The organism is Salinicola sp. CPA57 (assembly GCF_003206035.1).
Lineage (GTDB): Bacteria > Pseudomonadota > Gammaproteobacteria > Pseudomonadales > Halomonadaceae > Salinicola > Salinicola socius.
In genome coordinates this window covers 22,408-48,393 of record NZ_PZJR01000002.1, presented here as the reverse complement: position 1 = coordinate 48,393, position 25,986 = coordinate 22,408, and the positions used below count along the sequence as shown (strand labels likewise).

General features: G+C 60.3%; 23 protein-coding genes, 1 tRNA gene and 1 pseudogene. 15 read left to right on the top strand and 10 right to left on the bottom strand.

All coding sequences use genetic code 11. The features are described from left to right. The first annotated feature begins 12 nt into the window (after window positions 1–12). Window positions 13–2,589 (top strand): hypothetical protein, encoded by a 2,577-nt coding sequence (locus DOM36_RS02100; protein WP_110640996.1) that lies wholly within the window; start codon window positions 13–15, stop codon window positions 2,587–2,589. Between the two features lie 4 nt (window positions 2,590–2,593). Here DOM36_RS02100 and DOM36_RS02095 read toward each other — a convergent pair whose 3' ends face one another. Next, window positions 2,594–2,815: a hypothetical protein gene (locus DOM36_RS02095; RefSeq protein ID WP_110640994.1), complete on the bottom strand. Its 222-nt coding sequence runs from the start codon at window positions 2,813–2,815 to the stop codon at window positions 2,594–2,596. Window positions 2,816–2,908: 93 nt separating this feature from the next. Between DOM36_RS02095 and DOM36_RS02090 the strand changes: the two genes are divergently transcribed. The 8 genes from DOM36_RS02090 (at window position 2,909) to DOM36_RS02055 (ending at window position 11,981) form a co-directional block, all read left to right on the top strand. After that, window positions 2,909–3,397 carry a DUF1833 family protein gene (locus DOM36_RS02090; protein WP_110640992.1) on the top strand — a complete coding sequence of 163 codons (489 nt, stop codon included), beginning with the start codon at window positions 2,909–2,911 and terminating at the stop codon, window positions 3,395–3,397. Continuing rightward, complete coding sequence (locus DOM36_RS02085) at window positions 3,394–3,780, top strand: NlpC/P60 family protein (RefSeq protein WP_110640990.1); 387 nt, start codon at window positions 3,394–3,396, stop codon at window positions 3,778–3,780. Before DOM36_RS02090 ends, DOM36_RS02085 begins: the two co-directional genes overlap by 4 nt. Then, a complete protein-coding gene (locus tag DOM36_RS02080; RefSeq protein ID WP_157958531.1) occupies window positions 3,777–6,602 on the top strand; it encodes a host specificity factor TipJ family phage tail protein in 2,826 nt (941 codons plus the stop codon). Before DOM36_RS02085 ends, DOM36_RS02080 begins: the two co-directional genes overlap by 4 nt. A gap of 13 nt (window positions 6,603–6,615) precedes the next feature. After that, on the top strand, window positions 6,616–7,092 hold the full coding sequence (locus tag DOM36_RS02075) for a hypothetical protein (RefSeq protein WP_110640986.1): 477 nt from the start codon (window positions 6,616–6,618) through the stop codon (window positions 7,090–7,092). Between the two features lie 64 nt (window positions 7,093–7,156). Next, window positions 7,157–9,328, top strand: coding sequence for a hypothetical protein (locus DOM36_RS02070; protein ID WP_110640984.1), 2,172 nt, complete (start codon window positions 7,157–7,159; stop codon window positions 9,326–9,328). Between the two features lie 12 nt (window positions 9,329–9,340). Beyond that, a complete protein-coding gene (locus tag DOM36_RS02065) occupies window positions 9,341–10,216 on the top strand; it encodes a hypothetical protein (protein WP_157958530.1) in 876 nt (291 codons plus the stop codon). Window positions 10,217–10,437: 221 nt separating this feature from the next. After that, the gene (locus DOM36_RS02060) at window positions 10,438–11,268 is read left to right on the top strand and encodes a trypsin-like peptidase domain-containing protein (RefSeq protein ID WP_110640980.1); all 831 of its coding nucleotides are present in this window, start codon (window positions 10,438–10,440) and stop codon (window positions 11,266–11,268) included. A gap of 50 nt (window positions 11,269–11,318) precedes the next feature. Beyond that, window positions 11,319–11,981, top strand: a complete 663-nt coding sequence (locus DOM36_RS02055) for an SOS response-associated peptidase (RefSeq protein ID WP_110640979.1) — start codon at window positions 11,319–11,321, stop codon at window positions 11,979–11,981. Between the two features lie 549 nt (window positions 11,982–12,530). Here the strand turns inward: DOM36_RS02055 and DOM36_RS02050 are convergent. The 3 genes from DOM36_RS02050 to DOM36_RS02040 all read right to left on the bottom strand — a co-directional run bounded on the left by DOM36_RS02050 (window position 12,531) and on the right by DOM36_RS02040 (window position 14,568). Continuing rightward, entirely contained in the window at window positions 12,531–13,802 is a 1,272-nt protein-coding gene (locus tag DOM36_RS02050) for a Y-family DNA polymerase (RefSeq protein WP_110640977.1), read from the bottom strand. Continuing rightward, the gene (gene umuD, locus DOM36_RS02045) at window positions 13,799–14,251 is read right to left on the bottom strand and encodes a translesion error-prone DNA polymerase V autoproteolytic subunit (protein WP_110640975.1); all 453 of its coding nucleotides are present in this window, start codon (window positions 14,249–14,251) and stop codon (window positions 13,799–13,801) included. Before umuD ends, DOM36_RS02050 begins: the two co-directional genes overlap by 4 nt. Window positions 14,252–14,483: 232 nt before the next feature. Next, a tRNA-Leu gene (locus DOM36_RS02040) sits at window positions 14,484–14,568 on the bottom strand. Window positions 14,569–14,721: 153 nt separating this feature from the next. Here DOM36_RS02040 and DOM36_RS20400 point away from each other — a divergent pair. From DOM36_RS20400 to DOM36_RS02015, 6 genes and pseudogenes are all read left to right on the top strand, one after another. Further along, window positions 14,722–14,958 (top strand): annotated as a pseudogene (locus DOM36_RS20400) (double zinc ribbon domain-containing protein); the annotation flags it as partial. Between the two features lie 66 nt (window positions 14,959–15,024). Further along, entirely contained in the window at window positions 15,025–15,477 is a 453-nt protein-coding gene (locus tag DOM36_RS02035) for a ComF family protein (protein ID WP_232823706.1), read from the top strand. Between the two features lie 40 nt (window positions 15,478–15,517). Beyond that, window positions 15,518–16,504, top strand: a complete 987-nt coding sequence (locus DOM36_RS02030) for a serine/threonine protein kinase (RefSeq protein ID WP_075570276.1) — start codon at window positions 15,518–15,520, stop codon at window positions 16,502–16,504. Between the two features lie 290 nt (window positions 16,505–16,794). Next, on the top strand, window positions 16,795–17,352 hold the full coding sequence (folE, locus tag DOM36_RS02025; protein ID WP_075570471.1) for a GTP cyclohydrolase I FolE: 558 nt from the start codon (window positions 16,795–16,797) through the stop codon (window positions 17,350–17,352). 104 nt (window positions 17,353–17,456) lie between these two features. Next, on the top strand, window positions 17,457–17,906 hold the full coding sequence (locus tag DOM36_RS02020) for a hypothetical protein (protein ID WP_075570275.1): 450 nt from the start codon (window positions 17,457–17,459) through the stop codon (window positions 17,904–17,906). 269 nt (window positions 17,907–18,175) lie between these two features. Further along, the gene (locus tag DOM36_RS02015; RefSeq protein WP_110640973.1) at window positions 18,176–19,675 is read left to right on the top strand and encodes an NAD-dependent succinate-semialdehyde dehydrogenase; all 1,500 of its coding nucleotides are present in this window, start codon (window positions 18,176–18,178) and stop codon (window positions 19,673–19,675) included. A 90-nt stretch (window positions 19,676–19,765) separates the two neighbouring features. Here DOM36_RS02015 and purH read toward each other — a convergent pair whose 3' ends face one another. The 6 genes from purH to accB form a co-directional block, all read right to left on the bottom strand. Next, window positions 19,766–21,382, bottom strand: coding sequence for a bifunctional phosphoribosylaminoimidazolecarboxamide formyltransferase/IMP cyclohydrolase (purH, locus tag DOM36_RS02010; RefSeq protein WP_110640970.1), 1,617 nt, complete (start codon window positions 21,380–21,382; stop codon window positions 19,766–19,768). Between the two features lie 121 nt (window positions 21,383–21,503). Then, window positions 21,504–21,812, bottom strand: coding sequence for a DNA-binding transcriptional regulator Fis (gene fis / locus DOM36_RS02005; protein WP_075570272.1), 309 nt, complete (start codon window positions 21,810–21,812; stop codon window positions 21,504–21,506). Next, the gene (gene dusB / locus DOM36_RS02000) at window positions 21,809–22,840 is read right to left on the bottom strand and encodes a tRNA dihydrouridine synthase DusB (RefSeq protein WP_110640968.1); all 1,032 of its coding nucleotides are present in this window, start codon (window positions 22,838–22,840) and stop codon (window positions 21,809–21,811) included. The genes fis and dusB overlap by 4 nt, the downstream gene beginning before the upstream one ends. Before the next feature lie 296 nt (window positions 22,841–23,136). Next, a complete protein-coding gene (gene prmA, locus DOM36_RS01995; protein ID WP_075570270.1) occupies window positions 23,137–24,036 on the bottom strand; it encodes a 50S ribosomal protein L11 methyltransferase in 900 nt (299 codons plus the stop codon). Between the two features lie 102 nt (window positions 24,037–24,138). Continuing rightward, entirely contained in the window at window positions 24,139–25,482 is a 1,344-nt protein-coding gene (accC, locus tag DOM36_RS01990) for an acetyl-CoA carboxylase biotin carboxylase subunit (protein WP_075570269.1), read from the bottom strand. A gap of 21 nt (window positions 25,483–25,503) precedes the next feature. Further along, window positions 25,504–25,965: an acetyl-CoA carboxylase biotin carboxyl carrier protein gene (accB, locus tag DOM36_RS01985; RefSeq protein WP_075570268.1), complete on the bottom strand. Its 462-nt coding sequence runs from the start codon at window positions 25,963–25,965 to the stop codon at window positions 25,504–25,506. Window positions 25,966–25,986: the final 21 nt, after the last annotated feature.

Here is a 25,986-nt window from a genome sequence, read left to right as displayed (position 1 = left end):
CCCGGAGAAAACATGGCGACTCGTTCACTTGGCCAACTGACACTGGATCTAGTCGCCAAGATCGGCGGCTTCACCGAGCCCTTGGATAAGGCGCAGCGTGCCAGCCGCCAGAAGATGAAGGCGATCGAGCGCGATGCAAAAGAAGCGGCGGCCGGGTTTACGCGGATGGTGGCAGCGGCTGGCGCTGCTGGAGCCGGGGTTGTTGCTCTAACGATCAACGCGGCACAGAGCGCCAGGGAGTTGCAGAACCAGGCATCCTTGGCTAACGCCACAACGCAAGAGTTTCAGCGCTGGAGCTACGCCAGCTCGACCGTTGGAATCGAGCAGGAAAAGCTGGCGGATATACTCAAGGACACCACCGACCGTGTCGGTGAGTTCCTGAGTACCGGCGGCGGTGAGATGAAAGACTTCTTCACCAATATCGCGCCGCAGATCGGCGTGACCGCCGAGCAATTTCGAAACCTGTCTGGTCCCCAAGCGCTTCAGCTCTACTACGATTCGCTCCAGAAAGCCGGGCTGTCCCAGCAGGACATGACGTTTTACATGGAGTCGATGGCCGACGAGACGACAGCGCTGATTCCGCTGCTTCGAGATGGAGGCAAAGCGTTCGACGAGCTGGGTGATCAGGCGGACAGTCTGGGCATCATCCTAAAAGATACGCAGAAAACCGCGCTGGTAAATTTCGCCAATGACGTCGATCGCGTTAAAAATGTAATGTCGGCAGGATCGAAGGTGGCAGCCGCAGAGCTGGCGCCAGCAATGTCAGATCTAGCTGAAGAGCTACTGAATGTCTATCAGGCTTTTCAGAACGGCGAATATGACACTCAGATCGAGGTCATGACGAGCATCGCGTTTGCTGCCGCGGGAGCCGCAGGTGCCTACAAGGCATATCGAGGTGCCGTTGCCACTGCAACGCTCGCTCAATACGCCTTCAACACCGCCACGACAACGAACCCTATCGGTGCGCTCATTGTAGTTCTGGGTGGTGCTGCTGGCGCGCTGTACACGTTCCGAGACGAGTTAGGGCTCGTCGACACTGCTGCGAATAACGCCACCGACGCGCTGGATGCCAACAAGGCTTCAATCATCGAAGGTTCGCAGGCTGCGCTCGACAACAGTTATAGCGCGCTGACTGACTCCCTGCAGGAGGTATCACTTCAGGCACAGGAAGCAATCCTCCAGATGCAGGAGTTAGAAGCCCGTGAGAGCTTCTACTCCAAATCCCATGGCGGTGTGGCGGATAGTGTCCGCGGTGAAATAGAAAGCCAGCAGGCGCTGTTGGAGGATCTGGCCGCACGCCAGATTGACCTCCAGGCTGCCATCGAAGATAACCGGCAACGTCGTAAAAACCTGCTGAATGGTGGCGACGACGATAGTGGGTCAGGCGGCGGTAGTGGCGGCACCGGCGGTGTCACTACCTCCACCGACGACCCCACCAAGGCCATCCGCGATCAGATCGCCTCGCTCAAGCAGCAGGCCGAGATGATCGGTCTCACCACTGACCAGCAGACGCTGTTCAAGCTCGCCGCCGAGGGCGCCACCGAGGCGCAGCTGGCGCAGGCCCGCGCCGCGCTGGAATCGGTCGCGGCCTACGACGACCAGCAGCAGGCGCTCGACGATTACCGCTCTCTCGTCGAAGAGCTGCGCACGCCCGAAGAGAAGCTCAACGACACGCTGCTCAAGCGCCTCGATATCCTTGAGGCGGCTAAGGTCTCGCAAGATGAATACGCCGATGCCGTGGCCCGCATCGCCGATGCCGGATTCACCGACGCCCCGGAATACGAAGGGCTCGATGCTTCCATCGGTGGCGCGTTCGGTGAGCTGGGCAAGATCGACGAGGCCCAGGCCGAGCTCGAGGACTGGTACGCGACGCAGCTGGAGATGCTCGACAACTACCGCGGCGAACGCGCGGATCTCACCGAACAGTGGGATGCCCAGGAGCTGGAGAAAAAGCAGGAGTACGAAGACGAGCTGGCCCGAATTGAGCAGGCGCGCCAAGTGGCACAGCTCGCCGCCGCCGAGAGCGTGTTCGGGGATCTGAGTGATGTTGCGAAGACGTTTGCCGGTGAGCAGTCGGGAATCTACAGAGCCATGTTTGCGGTGCAGAAAGCGGCGGCCATCGCGCAATCGGTAGTTGCCATTCAGCAGGGCATCGCCATGGCCGCGGCGAATCCGTGGCCAGCCAACCTGGCTGCGATGGCATCTGTGGCCTCTGCCACCGCTGGAATCGTATCAAGCATTTCGGCGGTGGGCATGGCCCACGAAGGTATCGATGCGGTCCCGCAAACCGGCACCTGGCTGCTGGAGAAAGGCGAGCGCGTCACGACCTCCGACACCAGCGCCAAGCTAGACCGCACGCTGGATAGCGTGCAGGCGGGCATGCAGGAGTCAGGGCAAGCAGGCGTAGGTGATGTCACGGTTGAAGTGATGAACAACGGCGTGGCGAAGACCGCTAACGCCACAGTTGAACAACGCCAGAATCGAGACTTCGTAATTAAGGTCATGCTGGATGACCTGAAGAGCGGCTCAGATGGGTCTTATACAAACCAGGTGGGCACGCTCTTCAACATGAAACGTAAAGGGCGGTGATCTGCTACTTACTCAGCTTTTTCTCAAGTGCTGCTACAGCGGCTTTGAGCACCGGTAGCGCCGCTTCTTCAGCCGAGGCATAGAGTTGGCTGCGCGAGTCGACATCATCTACCCAGACGCGAACTTCAACTGATTGGTTCGGGTCGGATTCGTTTGATTCAGTGATGTTGACGTGAACGGGCGCCTTTCCGTTAAAGCCCAGAGCGCTGCCAGTTTCGATTTCCATAACGACTACCTGTCTATCAAGTGTGGGGAGCCTTCAGCATATCGAATGCTCTCCAAATTGCGATGACTTGTCCGCCTTATTACGGAACACGCTATGACCATCCTCGCACGCGTCTATGCCGCCGCGCCGGCGGATGAAATCCTGTTGCCCACGCTTGAGGTCGCCAGTGAAGGGCAGGCGTCAATCTACACCTGTGGTGGCTTCGAGGATCAGCTGGTGACGCTGGAAACGGCACAGCAAGTGCCGTTTCTGGCCTCCGCGCTGTCGGTGTCGTTGCCGCCGCGCAACAACTCTGGCCAGCAGAACCTGAACTTCGCGATGCAGAACGTCACCGGGGAAGCGCAGCGCTTCGTGGATTTTGCCATCGAGGCGGGCGCGCCGATTTACGTGATCTTCCGCGTCTATCTGCTGAGCGACCTTTCCGCACCGCAGGAGCCTCCGCTTCGGATGGTCGCCAAAACCCCGAAGTTCCAGAACGGCACGCTGCAGGTGACGGCCAGCTACGCCGACATCATCGGCATGGCGTGGCCGCGCCGGCGTTACACCGCGGCATTCGCCCCCGGCCTGAAGTACATGTCATGAACGCGCTCAAACCCTTCCTCGCTGCCCGATACCAATCGGGCGGGCGCGGCCCGGCTGTGTTCGATTGTTGGGGGCTGGTCCGCGCGGTGCGTCATGAGGTGTTCGGCCTGCCGCTTCTTCCCAGTTGGGGAGAGATCGACCCCGACGACAAGCGCCGCCTGACGCATGCGTGCAGCGCCGAGGCGAAGCGGTTTACACCGGGTGCGCCGGCGGTGGCATCGATCGCCACAGTGTGGCGCGGGGCGCTCTGCATTCACGTCGGCATCGTCGTGAATATCAACGAGCGCCTGGCCGTGCTCGAGACCGGCAAGCGGATCGGCACGCGCTGGCTCTATCTCGACGATTTCGAAGCCCAGTATTTGAAGGTGGTCTACTACTCATGATCCTCGTCTACCCGTCAACGATGCCGGGCGAGCCGATGGAGCGGCACTCGGTGACGGGCTGCACGCTGCATGACTGGTTCTCGCGCAACATCCCGAACTATCAGCTCGACATGCCGCACCTGATGAGCGTGAAGGTGCGCGGCCGTATCGTGCCGCCGGCGAAGTGGCAAGCGCTGTGGCTGGACGATCACATCACGGTCGAGATCCGGCCGCAGCCGGGCGACCCGGCGACGTTGGCCTATGTCGCGGTCGCGGTCGTCGTGGCCGTGGCCGCCACCGTGCTGCTGGCGCCCAAGATCCCGTCGATGAACAACAAGTCGTCGCGGCAGGGGCGCTCGCTGTATGAGGTCAACGCTCAGGGCAATCAGGCCAAAATGGGCGACCTGATGCCGGAACTCGCCGGGCGGCACCGCATGTTCCCGGATTACCTCAATGCACCGCGCCGCTACTTCGCCGACACCACGACGCAAGTGCTCGACATGCTGCTGTGCATCGGCGTCGGTCAGTTCGAGATCGACCTCGACGAGATCCGCATCGGCGAGACGCCGGTCGGCTCGCTGGGCAGCGGCATCGACTACCGGATATTCGAGCCGGGGGAGGACGTCACGTCCCACCCAGCGTACCGGTGCTGGTACAACGCGCCGGAAGTGGGGGCGTCCAGTGGCTCGTCCGGGCTCCGATTGCGCTCGACGGATAACGCCACGTTTGACGGCAACCTGGCCACCGATGGCGATCGGCTCGAGTTCACGATCCCCGAGTCCTGGGAAACCGACATGTGGCTCGCGGTGCGGCTCTATCGAACCATCACGGTCATCGATGGCGGGACCGAGACCGTACAGACCGAGGTGGTGACATCGGCAACGGTGACCAACGGCGAGAGCCAGACGGTTGTCACCGGCGTGACGGTGACGCGAGACCCGGAAACCGGCGAGATCACCGCCGTCGATCAACAGACGGGCAACGTGTACAGCGGTGCCGTCTCCGACATTCAGACCAAGACCATCACCCAGACCACGGCGCTGCCGGATCGAGTGGCGGGGGATTGGACCGGGCTGGCCGCCGGCGACCGAGTGCGGATCTGGAGCGAGGATCTCAGCGGCACATTCATCGTCGCAGACATCACCGGCAACCAGATGACGCTGAACACGCTGTCCGGTGATCCGGTGACGAATCTGGAACCGGGTCAGCACCTGGCCGCCGTCGATGTTCAGAACGCGCGCTATCGCATCGTCGAGATCGGCTCGTCGCGGGAATATGTCGCGCTGCATCGGCTCAACAGCGATGACGAGATCGACGGTGCCTGGTCGGCGTTTCCCGCATTCAGCGGCAACGGTAACGTCCGTGTGGTCTCCAACTCGCCGGGGCAGTGGACCGGGCCGTTTCAGGCATGCCCAGATAAAGAGAAGACCAGCCGACTCGAGTTCGACATTTTCGCCGCCAATGGCCTGGGGCGGCTGAATGACGACGGCGACATCCGCCACGTCGATCGGCAGGTCGAACTGCAGTATCGCGAGAAGGGATCCGGCGAGTGGCAGTCAGTCATCGAGACCATCGGTGCCCACACCCGCGATCAGCAGGGCTGGACGTTCGCGGTCGATCTTCCCTATGCCATGACGCCGGAAGTCCAGATGCGTCGCCTCGAGGCGGAAGACACCGACACCAAGGCGCTCGACAAGATCGACTGGTACGGCCTGCGCTGCGAGATTCCCCACAAGACCCGCTATGAAGACGTCACGGTGCTGGCCCTGTCGATCCGGGGTAGCAATACGCTCGCCTCGCAGACCGAGAACCAGGTGTCGCTGGTGCCGATTCGCAAGTTGCCGGTGCGCGTCAACGGCGAGTGGACAGAGCCACAGCCGACGCGAGACATCGCCCCGTGGGTAGCCTACGTGGCGCGGGACGCCGGCTGGCTGGATTCTGACGTCAACTTCAAGGAACTCGACCGCCTGGACGCCACCTGGCGGCCGCGGGGCGACACGTTCGATTTCGTCACCGACGATGACTCCACTGTGAAAGAGTCGATCAACCGAGCGCTGACGGCAGGCTTTGCCGAGCTGACGATTGATCGCGGCCAGATCCGCCCCGTGCGCGACGAGCCTCGGGGCGAGCTGCCCCAGCATGGCTACAGTGCCCAGAACTGGTTGCCCGATTCGTTCTCTCGCACGATCACGCTGCCGCAGCCAGACGACTCCGACGGCATCGATGTCGAGTACGTCGACGAAGAATCGTGGACGTCCGAGGTCGTGCCGTGTCGCCTCCCCGGCGATCAGGGCTTCAAAGTCGAAAAGCGCAAAGTCGAAGGCGTGCTCGATCGCACTCGAGCCTGGCGCATTGGCATGCGGGAGCGCCGGATTCAGAAATACCGGCGCGAAGCCTACCAGTTCGAGACCGAACTGGATGCGCTCAACTCGACGTATATGAGCCACGCCAGCCTCACTGACGATGTGCCCGGCTACGGCTGCAGCGGATGGATTCGCGGCGCCACTGGCCCGGCGGGCGCCGTGACGCTGCAACTCAGCGAAGACGTCGAGTTCGAGCCGGGCAAACAGCACGTCATTGCCTGGCGCCGGCCAGACGGCACCCAGGCTGGCCCGTTCCCGGTCCAGTCGTCCGGCAGTGGCGTCGTGGTCGCTGATGCCAACGAGCTACCGGATCTCGACCCGATGCTAGAGGCCTCTCACTACCAGTTCGGCACGATGCAGCGCTGGAGCTACGACGCCCTGGTGCAGGACGTTCAGCCCAACGGCTTCGAATCCGTCAGCGTCGACGCCGTCAACAACGACCCGCGCGTCTTCCTCGATGACGACAACAGCCCCGAATAGGACAGGAGGATAGATGGCGAACATCGATTACCCGGTGGGGCTGCCGATGCCGTTGCAGGAGGGGTACGGACTGCAGCATGTGTCGACGAACCAGGTCACCGAGATGGACAGCGGCAAGAGGCGGCGCCGGCAGCGCTTCCGAACCGTCCCCAGCAACGCCTCGGTCAAGTTTCGCTGCACCGAGCAGCAGGCCCAACTATTCGAAATGTGGTTTGCCGCATCGGTCGATCAGGGTGGCATCGCCAACGGCACCATCTATTTCAACTGCCGGCTGCGCACGCCGATCGGCATCCGAGACTACGAATGTTGCTTCGATGATGGCTACTCCGGCCCAACGCTCATCGGCGGCCGGTATTGGGACTACACCGCGAATCTCGAATTGAAAGAGCGGCCGATCCTCAAGGACTACGAGTGGCTCCAGTTCCCCGACATGTTCCTCGGCGCCTCTATCATCGACCGCGCTATCAACCAGGAATGGCCTGAAGCCTGACCCACTGAACCGAACCCTTGCAGCCCGCCGATGAGCGGGCTTTTTTGTGCCCGGAGAAAATAGCATGGCCTACAACACTGGCAACTCGATTGGATCGAGTGACCCTCGCGATCTGTCGGATAACGCGGAAACGCTGGACCGCTTCATGCTCGCCGAATCCACTGAGTGGACAGATCGTCTCGGCCGAAAGCGGGCCACGCTGAAGGCCGGCGAAGTCGCGGCGCAAGAGGTTGTCGACGCGGCCGACGCTGCCAAGAGTGATATCGATGATGAGGTCAATGGGATACGACAAAACGTTGATCAGCGCCTGAATGCCTTGCTTGCTGCTGGCGGTCGTATTTTTGATACGGTCGAGCAGGGACGTGCTGAAGTTAATGACGGGCAGTATTACTTCGCTGTCAGCATTGAGCCTGGAATATCAAAGTCACTCTGGAAAAAACTAAGCGATAGCGATTCTCAGCTCATTTCTCAGGACCCAAGTGCCCAATCCGTTTTGGATCTCCCGGAACTGATTTACGCCCTCGCTGCTCCTTCTTCGTTCACACCGTACCCCTGGGGTGTTGTCGACGAAGGTGGTAACCCAATCGCGGTGGTTACCAACGAGGGGATATTCAGAGCAAACTTGGATATGTTGCCGGGTACCTCCTCTCTTGATAGCGAATTCGCTTGGGGGATAACAGACGTCGGCGGTCGTGTCATCTTAGGAGTCCGATGGGACGGCACGGTTCATACCAACCGCGCTCAGCCGTTGCTCGATCATGAGTATCAGTGGGTAGAAACCGATGAGCATGGGTTCATCTTGCGCGGCGTTCGCTGGGACGGCTCACTTGATGAGGGCTCTGGTATTCGCGGGCGCGCCTACGCCTACACTAGAGGCAGTGAAGGAGCCCGAAACGTCTTCGCCTATGTAGCGGGTCAGGAGCGGCAGCTTTCCTCGCTCGGTGACAACTGGGCACCGCGCATCGAGACTGGAAAATTGCACTATCTCAATAAGACGGCAGGTGTGGTTAGCGAGCGTGCAGTCGCCCTGGTTTCAAATCTTCCATTCGATTTCGATATCACCCGGATTGTCTATATCCCCGGCAACGGTCAGTCTTTATCCGTTGGCGCTCATGGCGAACCTACCACCGGCCTAGTTCGCCCAGGGCGGATTGAGAGCTTCAACGGTGGTGTACTGCCGCTTGGCATGCAGCCCGGCGGCTCAGAGGTCTACACCCCTGTCCCTGAGTCAAATATCGAGACCCTGAAGGATGCCCGCTCTGAATTCACTGAGGTCCACCTGCTCAGTGAGACGGTACGCCTTTCAGAGATGAATGATGGTGATGGGAATACCAACTGGGGCTATCTGATCGCCGCAACTGGCGTCGGTGGACGTCCGATCTCGATGCTCGCTGAGGGAACCCAGGCGACTGCCAATCTCCTCAAATGCATGGAGCGGGCTTTTATTCTTAGCCAGGCCGCCGGCTTGGAATTCGATGTGCCCTTTCTGGATTGGGTGCAGGGCGAGAACGATAGAGGCATGGAGCCGGGGGAGTATGCCGAGGCTCTTTACGATTATCAGAGCTATATGGAGGCCGCAGTCAACGGAATGCTGGGTCGCGCTGGTGATTTCCCTTTCATCCTCGATCAGATCAGCAACTGGACGCACTACAACCGTACCGACTGTTACGTGCCTCTCGATCAATTGCAGGTATCGATCGATCAACCTTCAAAGTTCGCATGTGTCGGCCCTAAGTACATCTGGACTACCGTTGATGGGGTTCATCTTGATGCCATCGGCTACATCCAGATGGGCGAATACCACGGTAGAGCTGCCCATTCATTGATGCATGGCGAGGGGTGGAGGCCGACCTATGCAACTGCGGCAGTCATCGATCAGAACGTCGTCACGGTGACGTTCAATATCCCCTATGGCGATCTCACAATCGATACCAGCGCAGTATCAGATCCCGGAGCTTACGGGGTGCGCTGGTCTGACGATGGGGATGGCAATGCTGTGGCTATCTCATCAATTGAGATCCTTTCAACCGATCAACTCAAGATCACGCTGGACACCATTCCGACAGGCAGCAACGGCTTTATCGGCATTGCCGATGTCGGCGTTTCCGGCCAACCGGCCGGGCCCACTACCGGGGCGCGCAGCAATATCCGGGATAACTCGGACGACGTAGGGAGCCTGGGCAACTCAATGCACAACTGGGCATGTCATCAACGAATCGCTGTTACTTCAAACTAAGAGGGTAACCCCATGGCAGGACAACTTATCAAGCTAGACGGTGTTCGATCCTCAGGCATTCCGGGGCAGGCGAGGATCGATATGGATTCGGCAGACCTTGTTGCTGCATCACTTCCATCCCTTGTTCACTCGTTTAATCCCCGAGTCGCTACCGTGAATTCCGACGGTTCGATCCGCATCGCAGATCGTACGGATGGTCGTGTGCTCGCTTGTCCTGCGTTTTCCGAGCTTTCGCTCAGCGTCTCTGACCCTGATTTCAATGGCCAAACTGTCATACAGGCTGACGACGATGGTAGCGGCGCCTGGGGTCTTAGCTTCGCCCCGGGCAAGGTTTCGGATAGCTACACCATTGTCGGCGTCGCCAGCGTTAACTCCGATCTCGTGACGCGCCCGTCATCGGGCACCTTAAACTGCACGCTGCTATCATCACTCAATCCGTTGCTGGATGATGACCAGCCTTTGAAAAACAACACGCGGTACAGGCTGCCATCTGCTCCCAGCCCTGCTTCGGAGGGTCTGGTAATCTGGCCGGACAATCACAACAACTCAGGCGCAACCGTGAATGTGGGCTATGAAAAATTCAGCGCCGATGATCCGTTCATATTTGTGGAGACCTTCGACTTCAATACCAAGACGATCAGCGCCTACTTTAATGGTCTTGACTTGCAGGGGGCGGCTGTCGCCTCAGGTGTCACACCGCTTACCGCTAACGAAAAGCTTCAAGCGTATTGGAACCTGGGTGGCGCAGCTGCGGATCTGAGCACTGGAAGCTTCGTGGGAAAAATCGGTGATTTCTACATCTTCAATGAAGCTCTCGATGTGTCGGCGGCTACGCTGTACCAGCTTCGTCGGCTGGTAGAAGCGCTGAAAACGAAGTATGGAATCTAGAAAGGATAGGCCGGCGTGGTCGTAGTACTACTCACGCCGGCCCCAGCATGCGAGGCTAAGAGAGCAGCGAGAGAGTGTTCTGGGCACTAGCGTCCGGTACAATCGGTTTACAACTGTCGTTTAAAATGTTATCCCTAGTTCATGTCAGATACTCATCTCGAGCTCCAAAAAACATCTTTTAGTGAGCCGAGCAATTCAACCACTTAAATGATGGAACTTATATGCCGGCTCATGTATTAGATCAGATGATGAATTCTACCGTCCGCATTGAGTCTAGGGCAGAAAATGGGTCCATCGCTACTGGTACCGGATTTCTATACGCATTCCATCACGATAGAAATACCGGAAATTTGGTGCCCGGAATCATTACGAATAAGCATGTTGTGGAAGAGGCACAGCAGATATCTTTTCCGGTAAATGTTAAAAGGCAAGGTAGTGAAGATCCGATTGGTTTTGAGAATGTGACTTTGCAACACGGGAGCTTGACAATTGTCAATCATCCTTCGGATAATGTAGATCTTTGTGCTATTTTAGCTGCTCCTATATTTCATCATTTTGAGGTGAATGGATTCGAAGTTGGTTTAAGTTTCATATCGAAAGATAATATTGCCAATAAGGCTTTTTTTGATTATTTGTTGCCGCTTGAAGAACTCACAATGATTGGCTACCCAAATGGGATATGGGATAGCTACAATAACGGAGCTATTGCTAGAAGGGGGTCTATAGCTACTACGCCAGCACATGACTATCTTGGGAAGTCTCAGTTCGTTATGGATATGGCGTGTTTCCCCGGGTCTAGTGGTAGTCCGGTTTTTCTTACCAATCTTAGTGGTTATATGGATCGGAATAACAATACCTTTATGGGAGGTAGGATAAAGCTTCTTGGAGTTCTTTATGCGGGACCGCAACACATGGCTAATGGAAGTATAGAAGTGGAGTTAATACCTACCCATAACAAGCCTGTTTCTAAGACATCTATTCCAAATAATCTAGGGTACGTGATTAAATCTACTGAGATCGATGTTTTGGAGCAGCAAATTCCTCCATGTTGATCCATTTTTTATCATGACTTTATCGGCATATTAGTCTACACATTCTAGGTATGTGCGGACGATTCGCTTTCTACTCGATGGACTTCTCAGCGCTCACCGAGGCCGTGGCTCAGCCCGACCTTCTTGCTGACGCTGAGCCTCGTTACAACGTGCCGCCGGGCACGCTGATCAGTGTCGCGCGGCGTGCCGAAGACGAGGCGCCGGTGACGATCGAGCAGCTATGGTGGGGATATCGGCCAGCGTGGGCGGATGCTAAAGCCCCGCAGCCGATCAACGCCAAAGCCGAAACCGTGGCCACCTCCAAATACTTCGCGCCGGCGTTCAAGCGCCACCGTTGTCTGATTTCAGCCGATGGCTGGTATGAATGGCTGTCCGTCGATGGTCGCAAGCAGCCGCACTTCATTACCCGCACCGACGGGAAGACGCTATATCTGGGTGGCATCTGGACCGAGCGCGGCGACGACTTGGCGCCGGGCGTGGCCATCATTACCGAGCCAGCGCGTGGGTCTGCGAAAGAGGTTCATGACCGGATGCCGCTGGCGCTAGATAACGACTCGCTCGAGCCGTGGCTGGATACCGCATTCACAGACCGCGATGCAATCCGTGGCGTCACTCGGCATATCGACGCGGGCCTTATCCGTCACTGGCCCGTCAGCACCGCGGTCAACAAGCCTGGCGATGATCGTAACGCGGCGTTGATCAATCCGCTGTAAGCGATGGCTGACATCGCGCGTGGGTTTACTCGTACTCATGCCAGCCTGGATGCGGCCGATAGTTTCTATGTCGCGAGAGCGACATCCTTGTGTGCGATTCCTTGCCCGGCCCGTGCAGCCGGGCTCTTTTTCGTTACGAGCCGTCGAACTTTGATCGGCGTTATTCAACTGTATCTATTCGCTGTTATAATGCCCTCGACGCTTTGCTTATGCGTTCGTGCGCACGTTCGCCGTTTTACACGCGTCAACATCTCGACCCCGGCCATCGTGCCGGGGTTTGTTGTTTCTGCATCGTTGCATTTGCACATCATGACCCAGCCTACGAAGTGAGCCCTACAGGCATAAATCCAAAATATAATTCGGATGCTTGTATCTAATGGGATGGATACGGCGTAGTCTGGCCCACCACCCAAGGAATGGGTGTTCGCAGGGACCGCAGTCAGGACGGCTGCAGCCAGGGACGTACGATCCCGATGATCGTAGAAGCTCAGCACTTCAGGCATAGCTGACTATCAGAGAGCTCTCGCGTGCACGCTTAGCTCTCGTTTTTTACAGCTTCACCACCGGCAGTTCATCCCACCGCGTCGTATAGCGCTGCGTCAGCAGTTCCGCTTTCAGCTTCCAATCCGCTTTACCCTTGGTCCCGCCCAAGCGCACCGTGCCGCTACCCATGCGGCGGTTCAGCTCGTCCATGACTGCTGATGCCTTGGCTGATCGCTCACGCTCGGCGTCACTCTCTAACGTGTCGAAAATGTCGTGCTGCTGCGTCGCGTGGTCGACGAGATCAAGCATCATCACGCCGGCCTTCATGTAGCGGTACCCATCGCGCCACATACGTTTCAGTGCGGTTTGGGCGGCGCCGACAATAACGCGTGTGTCGTTCGACGGGTGAGGGAGCTGGACGACCAGGGCAGGGTGATACTGAGCCAAGTCCTCGCGGTGCTTGTTGGTCTTCAGGTGAACCTGAATCGCCCTGGCCACCGATCCTTGTTTCCGCAGCTTCTCGGCGCCGCGGGCGGCGTGCGCGCGGATCGCTTGGCGGACTTCGTGCGGATCGCTCGAGAGTCGCCCGAACGATCGGGACGTCATGATGTTTTTCTTCGGCTCATCGTAGTCGTCGGTATCGATGCAGCTCTCCCCGCGCAGCTCATAGACGAGCCGCTCCTGCACGACGCTGAAGCGCGCGCGGATCCGCTTCGGGTCGGCCTCGCGCAGCTGCCAGGCGGTCACGATACCCATCTGCGACAGCCGCTGGCCCAGCCGTCCGGACACGCCCCATAGATCAGTGACGGGCATCTCCTCGAGGATTTGGCGCGTGACGTCGCTATCGGGCTGCAACAAACACACGCCCTCATAGGCCGGAATCTTCTTCGCCAAACGGTTGGCAGCCTTGGCCAGTGTTCGCGATGTCGACAGGCCAACGCTGACCGGAATACCGGTGTTCCTCCGAACAACGTAGCGTAGCCGCTGGCAGTGCTCCTCGAGCTGCTCAAGCGGGAAACCGTCAAACCCGAGAAACGACTCGTCGATTGAGTAGATCTCGACGTCCGGCGTGAACTCGCGCAGCGTGGCAGTCACGCGCCGGCTCATGTCACCGTAGAGCGTGTAGTTCGACGAGACCAGGATCAGCTGGTGCCGAGCGTCAGGCGGGATTTTGAACGTCGGCGCGCCCATCTCGACCAGCTCTTTCGCCTCGTTCGAGCGAGCGATCACGCAGCCATCATTGTTCGACAGCATTGCGACAGGCCGACCTTCCCAATCGGGGCGGAAGACCCGTTCGCAGCTGGCATAGAAATTGTTGCAGTCGACCAGGCCGATCACTTTGCCGAGCGCCCCCGGCGCAGCGAGTGGATGTTGTCAGTGACGACGCCCCAGCAATGGCAGTCACAGCCAGCGAGCGGGATCGGCGGGAACTGCTCGTTGCCTGAGCATAGATAGTAGCGTTGGCCGATCTTCTGCATCTGCTTGCATGTCAGCTCGCCATCCACCGCCATGATCACGACATCACCGACGCCAGCCTCGAGCGAGCGATCGACGATCAGCAGATCGCCGTCGTAGATGCCGTGCTTCTCCATGCTATGGCCTTTGGCCCGCACGAAAAACGTCGCTGTCGGATGCGGGATCAGCAACTCGTTCAGATCGAGCGTCGTCTCGAGATAATCGTCGGCGGGAGAGGGAAAGCCCGCGCGGACCTCGCCGGCGGCGAGAGGGATCGAAGAGGGCGGCGCGCTCAGATCTGCCTGGCCCAGGACATCGACGATAGTGCTCATGAAAATCCACCTAAAGCTGTATGGGCATACAGTATCGGGCAGACAGCCGCGCGCAGGCAAATAGCGAAATTTAGCTATATCGGGAGGTTATGCGAGTAGGGGCTTTATAAATGAAGCAGTTACGGCAGTGAATGCTGACCAAAAAGCTGACCACACTATGCCAAAAACAGACCGTCTGAGGACAAGAGACAGAAGGGTGGTTATCGTAAGTCTTTGAAAGAAGGGGCCTTGATGGTGCGGATGGGGAGACTCGAACTCCCACACCTTTCGGCACTAGAACCTAAATCTAGCGTGTCTACCAATTCCACCACATCCGCATTCCGACAGGCGCGCTCATTTTACTGGCCGCGCTATCGATGTCAATCGTTGGCCGTCCGGTCACCGATAATCGGGTAATGGCTTCAGTTTTCGTCGTCGCAGTCGACATCAACATTGAATGATCGATAGCGAAGCGATCGAGAGAAGAGCCGATGCTGCGATGTCTGAAAGCGGTGAAACCAACGACTCGCCGGTTATGTGGCTGGATCCACGCTCAGTTGAAAACGGCGCTGCCAGGCTACTGTGCCTTCTGCCATACGGCCGTGGCCGACGGCGTGCCCTGGTGCGCCGATTGCTTTGCGGACATGCCCTGGAATCATGGTGCGTGTGGGCTTTGCGCCGAACCATTGCCGACGAACGCGCTCGCGCCTTCCACGCCACGTCGGTGCGGACGCTGTCTCCGCCATCCGCCTGCGCAGACGGCGGCATGGGTTCCGCTGCGCTACGAGTCGCGCATGACGCCGCTGATCCAGCGCTACAAGTTCTCGGCGGATCCGCGGGCAGGCGAAGTGTTGATTCAGCTGATGCTGGCTTCCCTGAGTCGTGGCCTCGACCTCGGCGAAGCTGTGATCGGCGTGCCCGGCCAGCGCGAGCGAACTCGTGAACAGGGGTTCGATCATACGGCGTGGCTGACGAAGCGTCTGGCCGAGCGTTTGCAGCTACCAACGGTAGAGGCCGAGCGACTGCGGGAGACGCCGTCCCAGCGGGGGCTGGATCGTGTGTCGCGACGGCGCAACGTGAAACGGGCATTCGCGGTGAACCAGCCATTACCGGCGGCGGTGATGATCGTCGACGATGTCATGACCACCGGGGCGACGCTGGAATCACTGGCGCTGGCCTGTCGGGCTGCCGGGGCGCGGCAGATTACGGCGCTGGCGTTCGCGCGTACGCCATCAGTGCGAATCTGATAGCATGCGCACAAGCATGTCGCCGTCAGTCGAGGTCCGTATGAGCGCCGTTTCCCTGCATCCGTTCGAGACGTTGACGCCACAGCGGGTCGTCGAGGCAGTCGAGTCTCTTGGCCTCTGGTTGCCCGGTGAGCCGTTCGCGCTCAACAGCTATGAAAATCGGGTCTACTCGCTGACCGACGACGACCGCCGTCGATGGGTCGTCAAGTTCTACCGCCCGGAGCGTTGGAGCGACGACCAGATCCTCGAAGAGCACGAGTTTCTCCAGGCCCTGGCGGCGGAGTCGATCTCCGTCGGGGCGCCGTGGGAAGACGCCACTGGCGCCACGCTGCATCACTTCGAAGGTTTCCGATTTGCGCTGTTCGCCCACGTCGTCGGTCAGGCGCCGGAACTCGACAATCCCGCACATCTGTTTGCGCTTGGCGAGCTGATCGGCAGAGTCCACGACGTTGGTGCTCGCCAACCCTTCCGTCACCGAATCCGACTCGATCTCGACACGATGGTCGAGGAGAGCCGTATCCGAGTGCTTCAGGCAAGCTGGCTCGACGCCCGACAGCGCAAGAGCTACGGCCAGGTCATCGATTCGCTGCTACCGCTGCTGGCGGAGCGTGCCTGGCCGGAAAGTTCGCTGCAGCGTGTTCACGGCGACTGCCATCTCGGCAACATGCTGGGGCGGGACGAGCACTTTGCGCTGGTCGACTTCGATGATTGCCTGATGGCGCCGGCGGTGCAGGATCTGTGGATGCTGTTGACCGCCCAGTCCCCCGAGGAGTGGCAGATGCAGCTGTCCGAAGTCATCGAAGGTTACGAGATGACCCGGGAGTTCGACCGTCGTCAGCTCGAGTGGATCGAAGCGCTGCGCACCTTGCGCCTGATTCGCCACAGTGCCTGGGTCACGGCGCGCTGGCAGGATCCCGCGTTCCCTCGCGCTTTCCCCTATGTCGCCGATAGCGGCTACTGGGACCAGCACATCCGACATCTCGAGCAGCAGCGGTTGGCACTCGACTCTCCGCGCTGGCTGGCCTGAACCGCTGCCGATCCGTAGTGGCTCGAGGGCTTGTCGTGATAGTGGTGCCGATGGAGTTTCGCTAGAATTGGCCGACACCGACAATGGGGCCGAGTGCCAACGCGGGCGTAGGCGCTGTCTGAAAAGTCGACGAGCGAAGGCAAGACAAGGCAAAAATCGGCGAAAAGGCGGAGTTTACGGCGTGTAAATGAGCATCTTGAGTCGATTTTTAACGCCGTATGGGCGAGCGCAGGCAGTTTTCAGGCAGTGCCTAGCATTCGATGAATGATACCGATAGACAAGGCAGCAACATGACAGAGCAACTGGCGGGCCACTTCCACGGCATTCTCGAGAAGCTGGGAGAAGATCCCGAGCGTGAAGGTCTGCGCGATACGCCGATGCGTGCCGCCAAGGCGATGCAGTTCCTGACACAGGGCTACGGCCAGTCCCTGGAAGCGCTGATCAATGGCGCGGTCTTCGCGTCCGATACCGATGAAATGGTGCTGATCAAGGACATCGAGATGTACTCGATGTGTGAGCACCATGTGTTGCCTTTCATCGGCAAGTGTCACATCGCCTATCTCCCTCAGGGCAAGGTGCTGGGGCTGTCGAAGTTCGCGCGGATCGTCGACATGTATGCGCGCCGATTGCAGATTCAGGAAAACCTGACTCGCGAGATCGCCGAAGCCGTGATGCAGGTGACCGAGGCTCGCGGGGTGGGCGTGGTGATCGAGGCCCAGCACATGTGCATGATGATGCGAGGTGTCGAGAAGCAGAATTCCAGCATGACGACCTCGGTAATGCTGGGCAGCTTCCGCAAGAATCAGACGACGCGTCAGGAGTTCCTGATGCTGGTCAACGGTCGCTGATTCGGGCTGGCGGGCCAAAGTTCCCGCCAGGCAGAGGCGGTCGCGAAGACCGCATCGCGGCAGGTCGTCACGAAGGTTTCAAAGAGAGCCGCAAGGATAGTCCCATGGATGGTCGCCTTTCTCATTTCGACGACGAAGCCCAGACCGGTGAGGTCGAGGGTGATGACGGCAAACGCTATTCGTTCCAATTGGCGCAGTGGCGAGGTCGCGGCTTGCCGAGCGCCGGTACCCCGGTTCGCTTCGAGCTGCGCGATGGGCTGGCGATCCAGGTCTTCAATCGTCCCGAAGTTCAGCGTCGAGCCAGCAGTACGCGCGATGTCAACGGCAAGACGCGGCGCAAACAGCTTTCTCACTGGTCGCTGGCAGCATTGGTGATGTCGTTGGTCGGGTTGAGTGCTGGGCGCTACGCACCGGTGGTGGAGGTCGTGGCGATCGCGCTGGCCTGGCTGGGATTGCGCCACATCCATCGCCATTCACAGCGCGTCAACGGCTATTGGCTGAGCGGCGCGGCAATCGCGATCGCCGTGGGCGTGACCCTGTGGTCACAGCTGTGAATCGCTTCGCCGCCGGGCCGCTGTCGCCATTCCTGTGCCGCTCTTTCAGGGGCATGCCCGGCCCGGCGCCGGCTGATACTCAACCGACGCGGCTTTCGACTGGCAGAGGTGGCGTTAACACGCCATCCTGTCGGGTAGCACAGTGACACTGAATTCGTCGTCGCAGGTTGCCGTCACCAACGATCCCGTTGCACGCTGATCCGTGGCCACGGCCGGTCAGGATGGGCTGATCATCCGCATCCGGCAAGCACATCAAGGAGGAGTGAGTCATGCAATCCGACCAAGCACAGTCCGTCAAGGCAGAGTCCGTGAAAGAGGGCGCGCTGTTCAGACCTTTTGCCTATATCGATGGTAACTGGGTTGCCGCCGACAGCGGTGAGCAGATCGACGTCGATAATCCCGCCAATGGCGAGATTTTGGGGCGCATGCCGAGATTGGGGCGTGCCGAGACCGAGCGGGCGATCGATGCGGCCGAGGCCGCGCTTCCGGGCTGGCGCAATCACACCGCGCTGGAGCGCGCTGACATCCTGATGAAGTGGTACGAGCTGATGCTCGAGAACAAGGATGAACTGGCCGCGATCATGACCGCCGAGCAGGGCAAGCCGGTCAAGGAGGCAGCGGGTGAGATCGTCTATGCCGCAAGCTTCATGCGCTGGTTTGCCGAGGAAGCACGGCGTATCTACGGCGACACCATTCCAGCTGCCAACACCCAGCAGCGTATCGTGGTCACCAAGCAGCCGGTGGGCGTCGTCGGCGCCATCACGCCCTGGAATTTCCCGTCCTCGATGATCACGCGCAAGGCGGCTGCCGCACTGGCGGCTGGCTGCACCATCGTCATCAAGCCGGCCAGCCAGACACCGTTCTCCGCCACCGCACTGGCCGCACTGGCAGAGCAGGCCGGTGTTCCGCGCGGCGTGTTCAACGTGGTCCCGGGCAAGGCCAGCGAGATCGCCAAGGCGATGACCGAGTCTCCGGTCGTGCGCAAGGTCACGTTCACCGGCTCGACCGAAGTCGGCAGTTCGTTGATGTCCGGTGCCGCGCAGCACATCCAGAAGATTTCGCTGGAGCTCGGCGGCAACGCCCCGTTCCTGGTGTTCGAGGATGCCGATCTGGATGCGGCGGTCGAAGGGGCGATCGCGTCCAAGTTCCGCAATGCCGGACAGACCTGCGTCTGCACCAACCGCTTCCTGGTTCAATCCAGCGTGATCAACGCCTTCAGCGAAAAGCTGGCCGCTGCCATGAACAGTGAGCTCAAGGTGGGCAACGGCTTCGAGGACGGGGTCAATATCGGTCCGCTGATCGACGACGATGCGGTGGCCAAGGTGACCGACCACATCAAGGATGCTACCGACAAGGGCGCGCAGCTGTTGCTCGGCGGCCACGAGCATTCGCTGGGCGGGCGTTTCTTTTCCCCGACACTGGTCAGCCACGCCACACCGGAGATGAAGGTCGCCAGTGAAGAGACCTTCGGCCCCCTGGCGGCGGTTTTCCCCTTCGAGACGGAAGAGGAAGCCGTTCGCATGGCCAACGATACCCAGTTCGGGCTGGCGTCCTATTTCTACTCGAAGGATCTGGGCCGGGTCTGGCGGGTCGCCGAAGCGCTCGAATACGGCATGGTCGGCATCAACACGGGGCTGATCTCCAACGCTAGCGCACCGTTCGGCGGCGTCAAGGCTTCCGGCCTGGGTCGCGAAGGCTCCAAGTATGGCCTCGAGGAGTATCTGGAAACCAAGTATCTCTGCATCGATCTTGGCAAGGAATCTTCCTGATTCGATCGATGCTGATCGGGTTCTGCGAACCCTGCACGAAAAAGCCCACGAGTCGAAACTCGTGGGCTTTTCGTTGGCAGGAGCGCCGCTCTAGTGCCGAAAGTGGCGCATGCCGGTAAAGACCATCGCGATTCCCGCCTCGTTGGCGGCGGCGATCACTTCGTCGTCGCGCATCGAGCCTCCCGGTTGAATCACTGCCGTGATGCCCGCCGCCGCGGCGTTGTCCAGGCCATCGCGGAAGGGGAAAAAGGCATCCGATGCCATCACCGAGCCGGGAACCTCGAGACCGGCATGTTCCGCCTTGATGCCGGCGATGCGCGCGGAGTTGATCCGGCTCATCTGGCCCGCGCCAACCCCGACCGTCTGACGGTTTCGGGCGTAGACGATGGCGTTGGACTTGACGAACTTGGCGACCTTCCACGCGAACACCAGATCGTTGAGCTCCTGCTCCGTTGGCGCTCGCTGGGTGACCACCTTGAGCTCCTCGGCGGCGATCATGCCGTTATCGCGACTCTGCACCAGCAAGCCGCCGTTGACGCGCTTGTAATCCCAGCCGTCGGCGGTCTTCGCTGGCAGTTCGCCACACTCCAGCAAACGGACATTGGTCTTGCTGGCGACGGCCTCGCGGGCTTCCGCCGAGATGCGCGGTGCGATGATGACCTCGACGAACTGGCGCGCGACGATCGCACTGGCGGTATCGCCGTCCAGCTCGCGGTTGAAGGCGATGATGCCGCCGAAAGCGGATTCGCTGTCGGTCGCGAAGGCGAGATCGTAGGCTTTGCGGATGCCGCCGTCGGCTTCCGGTACCACGGCCACGCCACACGGATTGGCGTGCTTGACGATCACGCAGGCCGGCTTGGTGAAGGATTTGACGCACTCCAGCGCGGCGTCGGTGTCCGCCACGTTGTTGAAGGAGAGCGCCTTGCCCTGGAGCTGCTCTGCCGTCGCGATGCTGGCTTCCGGCTTGTCGGTCTCGACCGCACTTGACTCAACATAGAACGCCGCCTTCTGGTGCGGGTTCTCGCCGTAGCGCATGCCTTGCTTCTTGGTGAACTGCAGCGACAGGGTGCGCGGAAATTCGGGCTCGCCGTTGCCGACACGCTGACCGAAATAGTTGGCGATGGCCGCGTCGTAGGCGGCGGTATGTTCGAACGCCTTGATCGCCAGGTCGAAGCGGGTCTTGTGACTGACGCCGCCGTCGTGGCTGGCCATGTCCTTCAGGATGCGGGAGTAATCGTTGGCGCTGACCACGATCGTGGTGTGCTCGTGGTTCTTGGCACAGGCGCGGACCATCGTCGGGCCGCCGATATCGATGTTCTCGACGGCGTCTTCCAGCGTGCAGCCCGGTTTGGCCACGGTCTGTTCGAACGGGTAGAGATTGACCACGACCATGTCGATGGGGTCGATGCCGTGCGCCGCCATGACCGCGTCATCCTGGCCGCGCCGCCCGAGAATGCCGCCGTGAATTTTCGGATGCAGCGTCTTGACGCGCCCGTCCATGATCTCCGGGAAGCCGGTGTGCGCCGAGACTTCGGTCACGGCAATGTCGTTTTCCTGGAGCAGGCGGTAGGTGCCGCCGGTCGAGAGTAGCTCGACACCGCGTGAGGCGAGCTCACGGGCGAAATCGACGATGCCGGTCTTGTCCGACACGCTGAGCAGTGCGCGACCGACGGGTCGGGGGGCGGTAGAAGCAGATGTTTGAGACATGCCAGTCCACTCTTTTTTACGGCGAGACGATTGACGATGAAACGGCGGGCGTCCAGAGCATCGCACGTCCAGGTGGGCTTCGCTGAGCGAAGCGAAGAAGGTTTGGATCGGGTCGTGCTGATCAGATCAGGTCGTACTGTTTGAGCTTCTTGCGCAGCGTACCGCGGTTGAGACCGAGCAGCTCAGCAGCGCGGGTCTGGTTGCCTTCGACGTTGCGCATCACGACTTCGAGCAGCGGCGCTTCGACTTCCGCCAGGACCATGGTGTAGAGGTTCGAGACGGATTCGCCCTCGAGATGCGAGAAGTAGCGCTCCATGACCCGCTCCACGCACTCTCTCAGCGTGGTATGAGACAGCGCATCGGGCATCTTGAGAGACTCGACCTCGGCGGGGGATTCACCCTCGAGGGCTAAAGGCTGCCGGCTATTCATGCTGCGTGGATTCCGTTACCGATCGCGGCATCACCGCGAAAGAGTTCATGGAGAAACTCGAATTGTTGTGTCGTCTGCTCGAGACGATTGAAGCGCGCGCGGTGTTCGCGACTCGGGTCGCTTGCGGCGAGATACCAGCCAACGTGCTTGCGCGCGACTCTGACGCCCAGATACTCGCCGTAATGGTCGTGCAGCGCGCGCAGATGACGCTGCATGGTGGCCGCGATCTCTTCCGCGCAGGGTGATGCATGCTCGTCGCCAGTGCGCAGGTAGTGCTCGATCTCCCGGAATAGCCACGGGTTGCCTTGCGCGCCGCGTCCGATCATCACCGCATCGGCCCCGGTGTAGGCCAGCACTTCGGCGGCGCGCTGCGGCGTGGTGACATCGCCGTTGGCGAAGACCGGGATCGATACCTGCTGCTTGATCGCCGCGATGGTGTCGTATTCGGCCGAGCCAGTGTAACGCTGCTCCCGGGTCCGGCCGTGAACTGCCAGGGCCGCGATGCCGGCGTTCTCGGCAAGTTTCGCCACGCGTTCCGCGTTGCGGCTCTCGGCACACCAGCCGGTGCGAATCTTCAGCGTGACCGGAATGTCGACTGCCGCGACCACGGCGTCGAGAATATCCGCCACCAGGCGTTCGTCCCGCAGTAGCGCCGATCCCGCGGCCTTGTTGCAGACTTTCTTTGCCGGGCAGCCCATGTTGATATCGATGATCTCGGCCCCGGCGTCGGCGTTGAGTCGGGCCGCCTCGGCGAGCATCTGCGGGTCACCACCTGCGATCTGCACCGATCGCGGCCCCGGTTCGCCGCGGTGAATCCTGCGCTGGCGAGATTTGCGGCTATTCCACAGACGACTGTCGGCGGTCACCATTTCCGATACGACCAGCCCGGCGCCCAGTTCGCGGCACAGTTGGCGGAAGGGGCGGTCGGTTACCCCGGCCATGGGGGCCAGAATCACGCGATTGGGTAGCGTGTGATGGCCGATGCGGGGTAACGGGCGATCGGTCTGCGGTGACGGCAAATCACGCATCGTTACAGGGGCTCAGGCGAAACGGGGAGGCTATGATACCGGTCGCTCCGGCTTTGTTGAAGCGCTGTTTGCCAACGCAAGACCTAAGCCGTAATGCCCAGGCCACGCACATGAAGCCAGCTCAGGCTAAGCTCTGTCTGAAAAATCGGCGAGCGATGGCCTTTTTCAGACAGAGCGTAGAGCGCTTCGGCATGAATGCAGTTCTGCCAATCAGGCCGCATGAATCCGACAGCAGCTGCCAAGGCCTGGCGAGGGACTCGGCGACAGCTCCGGTAGGGGGCTGTCGCGTCAAGGCGTCAGTTCGGTCGGCGTCCGGTGAGCAGGATCCAGCCCTCCTTCTCCTGCGGCTCGTCCATGATCAGACCCTCTGCGCGATAGGCATCCAGCACCGAATCCGCCTGGGCGCTCAGAATGCCTGACAGCGCCAGCTGGCCGCCGACCCGAACCCGTCCGGCAATCGTGGAAGCCATCTCGATCAGCGGTCCGGCCAGAATGTTGGCGACGACGACCTCGAACTCGCCTTGGCCGATCTTTTCCGGATAGTCGAGAATCAGGCTCGCCTCGTCGATCTGGTTGCGCTCGGCGTTGTCGCGGCTCGCCTGCAGCGCCTGGGGATCGATATCGACGCCGACGGCGGTATCTGCCCCCAGCTTGAGCGCGGCGATCGCCAGGATGCCGGACCCACAGCCGTAATCGAGAACCTGACGCTGAGCGAGGTCCTGAGCGTCCAGCCAGCCGAGACAGAGCGCGGTGGTGGGGTGCGTGCCGGTACCGAAGGCCAGGCCTGGATCGAGCAACAGGTTGACCGCGTCTGGATCCGGCGCCTCGTGCCAACTGGGCACGATCCATAGACGCTTGCCCATCCGCAGCGGCTCGAACCCGTCCATCCATTCGCGCTCCCAGTCGCGATCGGCGAGCAGCTCGTATTCGATCTGTGGCGATGGCTCGTCGGGTGACTGTTCGGCCCAAGCGCGTTGAACCCGCTCGATCATCGCCTCGACGTCGTTGAGGTCGTCGTACAGGCCTGTCAGAACGGTTTCCGTCCATAGCGGCGTCGTGCCGCGATCGGGTTCGAATACCGGCTCGTCATGTGCATCCTGCAGGGTAATTGCGCTGGCACCCTCGGCAAGCAGCAGCTCTTCCAGCCATTCGGCTTGCTCGGGGGCAATGGATGCCTTGAGTTGTAGCCATGCCATGGGTCGCTCTCCCGGAATGAAGTGTCACGCTCGATGTGAAGATCAGGACGAAAACGGGGCGACCATCGAAGGATAGGCCGCCCCGTCGTGAAAGCTCGGCAATCAACTCAGTCCGAGCTTCTTCTCCAGATAGTGGATGTTGACGCCACCACGCTGGAAGGCGCTATCGCGGACCAGATCCTTCTGCAGGTCGATGTTGGTCTTGATGCCTTCGACCAGCAGCTCATCGAGCGCGTTACGCATCCTCACCAGCGCGATCTCGCGATCCGCACCCCAGGTGATCAGCTTGCCGATCAGCGAATCGTAATACGGCGGTACGCTATAGCCCGTATAGATGTGCGAGTCCATGCGCACGCCGAGACCGCCTGGCGGATGATAGAGGTTGATCTTGCCGGGGGAGGGCATGAAGGTGCGGGCATCTTCCGCATTGATACGGCACTCGAAGGCGTGCCCACGGAGTTCGACGTCGGATTGCTTGATCGACAGTGGCTGGCCGCAGGCGATACGCAGCTGCTCCTTGACGATATCGACGCCGGTGACCATCTCGGTCACGGGATGCTCTACCTGAACGCGGGTGTTCATCTCGATGAAGAAGAACTCGCCGTTCTCGTACAGGAACTCGAAGGTGCCGGCGCCGCGATAGTTGATCTCGATACAGGCATCGATGCACGACTTCAGCACCTTGGCGCGGGCATCCGGGTCGATATGTGGCGCCGGCGCTTCCTCGAGCACCTTCTGGTGGCGACGCTGTAGCGAGCAGTCGCGATCGTAGAGATGGATCGCGTTGCCCTGGCCGTCGGCCAGCACCTGAACCTCCACATGGCGCGGATTCTCGAGAAACTTCTCCATGTAGACGGTGCCATCGCCGAAGGCTGCCGCGGCTTCGGAGCGCGTGACGCTGGCCGCCTTGGCGACTTCGTCGTCGTTGCGGACGACACGCATGCCGCGGCCGCCGCCGCCGGCCGCCGCCTTGATGATTACCGGATAGCCGATACGACCGGCGATGCGGCGAATCTCGGCATCGTCTTCCGGCAGCGGACCGTCGGAACCCGGCACCGTCGGCACGCCGGCTATCTTCATGGCGTTGATCGCGCTGACCTTGTCGCCCATCAGACGGATGGTCTCGGCGCGCGGGCCGACGAAGGTGAAGCCGGAACGCTCTACCTGTTCGGCGAAGTTGGCGTTCTCGGAGAGAAAGCCGTACCCGGGGTGGATGGCGGTGGAGTCCGTCACCTCGGCTGCGCTGATCAGGGCGGGGATGTTCAGATAGGATTGGGCCGAAGAGGCGGGGCCAATGCAGACGGCTTCGTCTGCCAGACGCACGTGCATCAGTTCCCGGTCGGCCTTGGAATGAACCGCCACGGTCTTGATCCCCAGTTCCTTGCAGGCGCGCAGGATGCGAAGGGCGATCTCGCCGCGGTTGGCGATGAGTACCTTGTCCAACATGATGGTTTCGCTCGTGTGGCCTTAGTTGATGATGATCATCGGCTGGTCGAATTCGACCGGCTCGCCATCCTCGACCAGGATCGCTTCGATCACGCCATCCTTGTCGGCTTCGATCTGGTTCATCATCTTCATCGCTTCGACGATACAGACGGTATCGCCTTTCTTGATGCTCTGTCCGACTTCGACGAAGGCCTTGGAGCCTGGCGCCGGAGAACGGTAGAAGGTGCCGACCATGGGCGAGGTCACCGCGTGACCCGCCGGATATGCCGGTGCCGTGTCACCCGAATCGACAGGGGATGCGGCCGGTGTGGGCTGTGCGGTCGGTGCCATGTTCTGCGGCATGTACATCGGCTGCTGCATGGCGCCGAAGCCATTCGGATGGCGGCTGATGCGCACGGACTCTTCGCCTTCCTGGATTTCGATTTCGCTGATGTTCGACTCTTCCAGGAGTTCGATGAGTTTCTTGACCTTGCGTATATCCATGGCGATGTCTCGGCTTGATTA

What these genes read in the sequence shown, in the direction of transcription:
- DOM36_RS02100 (WP_110640996.1), top strand. Translation starts at nt 13, where the DNA reads ATGGCGACTCGTTCACTTGGCCAACTGACACTGGATCTAGTCGCCAAG.
- DOM36_RS02095 (WP_110640994.1), bottom strand. Translation starts at nt 2,815, where the DNA reads ATGGAAATCGAAACTGGCAGCGCTCTGGGCTTTAACGGAAAGGCGCCC.
- DOM36_RS02090 (WP_110640992.1), top strand. Translation starts at nt 2,909, where the DNA reads ATGACCATCCTCGCACGCGTCTATGCCGCCGCGCCGGCGGATGAAATC.
- DOM36_RS02085 (WP_110640990.1), top strand. Translation starts at nt 3,394, where the DNA reads ATGAACGCGCTCAAACCCTTCCTCGCTGCCCGATACCAATCGGGCGGG.
- DOM36_RS02080 (WP_157958531.1), top strand. Translation starts at nt 3,777, where the DNA reads ATGATCCTCGTCTACCCGTCAACGATGCCGGGCGAGCCGATGGAGCGG.
- DOM36_RS02075 (WP_110640986.1), top strand. Translation starts at nt 6,616, where the DNA reads ATGGCGAACATCGATTACCCGGTGGGGCTGCCGATGCCGTTGCAGGAG.
- DOM36_RS02070 (WP_110640984.1), top strand. Translation starts at nt 7,157, where the DNA reads ATGGCCTACAACACTGGCAACTCGATTGGATCGAGTGACCCTCGCGAT.
- DOM36_RS02065 (WP_157958530.1), top strand. Translation starts at nt 9,341, where the DNA reads ATGGCAGGACAACTTATCAAGCTAGACGGTGTTCGATCCTCAGGCATT.
- DOM36_RS02060 (WP_110640980.1), top strand. Translation starts at nt 10,438, where the DNA reads ATGCCGGCTCATGTATTAGATCAGATGATGAATTCTACCGTCCGCATT.
- DOM36_RS02055 (WP_110640979.1), top strand. Translation starts at nt 11,319, where the DNA reads ATGTGCGGACGATTCGCTTTCTACTCGATGGACTTCTCAGCGCTCACC.
- umuD (WP_110640975.1), bottom strand. Translation starts at nt 14,251, where the DNA reads ATGAGCACTATCGTCGATGTCCTGGGCCAGGCAGATCTGAGCGCGCCG.
- DOM36_RS02035 (WP_232823706.1), top strand. Translation starts at nt 15,025, where the DNA reads ATGACGCCGCTGATCCAGCGCTACAAGTTCTCGGCGGATCCGCGGGCA.
- DOM36_RS02030 (WP_075570276.1), top strand. Translation starts at nt 15,518, where the DNA reads ATGAGCGCCGTTTCCCTGCATCCGTTCGAGACGTTGACGCCACAGCGG.
- folE (WP_075570471.1), top strand. Translation starts at nt 16,795, where the DNA reads ATGACAGAGCAACTGGCGGGCCACTTCCACGGCATTCTCGAGAAGCTG.
- DOM36_RS02020 (WP_075570275.1), top strand. Translation starts at nt 17,457, where the DNA reads ATGGATGGTCGCCTTTCTCATTTCGACGACGAAGCCCAGACCGGTGAG.
- DOM36_RS02015 (WP_110640973.1), top strand. Translation starts at nt 18,176, where the DNA reads ATGCAATCCGACCAAGCACAGTCCGTCAAGGCAGAGTCCGTGAAAGAG.
- purH (WP_110640970.1), bottom strand. Translation starts at nt 21,382, where the DNA reads ATGTCTCAAACATCTGCTTCTACCGCCCCCCGACCCGTCGGTCGCGCA.
- fis (WP_075570272.1), bottom strand. Translation starts at nt 21,812, where the DNA reads ATGAATAGCCGGCAGCCTTTAGCCCTCGAGGGTGAATCCCCCGCCGAG.
- dusB (WP_110640968.1), bottom strand. Translation starts at nt 22,840, where the DNA reads ATGCGTGATTTGCCGTCACCGCAGACCGATCGCCCGTTACCCCGCATC.
- prmA (WP_075570270.1), bottom strand. Translation starts at nt 24,036, where the DNA reads ATGGCATGGCTACAACTCAAGGCATCCATTGCCCCCGAGCAAGCCGAA.
- accC (WP_075570269.1), bottom strand. Translation starts at nt 25,482, where the DNA reads ATGTTGGACAAGGTACTCATCGCCAACCGCGGCGAGATCGCCCTTCGC.
- accB (WP_075570268.1), bottom strand. Translation starts at nt 25,965, where the DNA reads ATGGATATACGCAAGGTCAAGAAACTCATCGAACTCCTGGAAGAGTCG.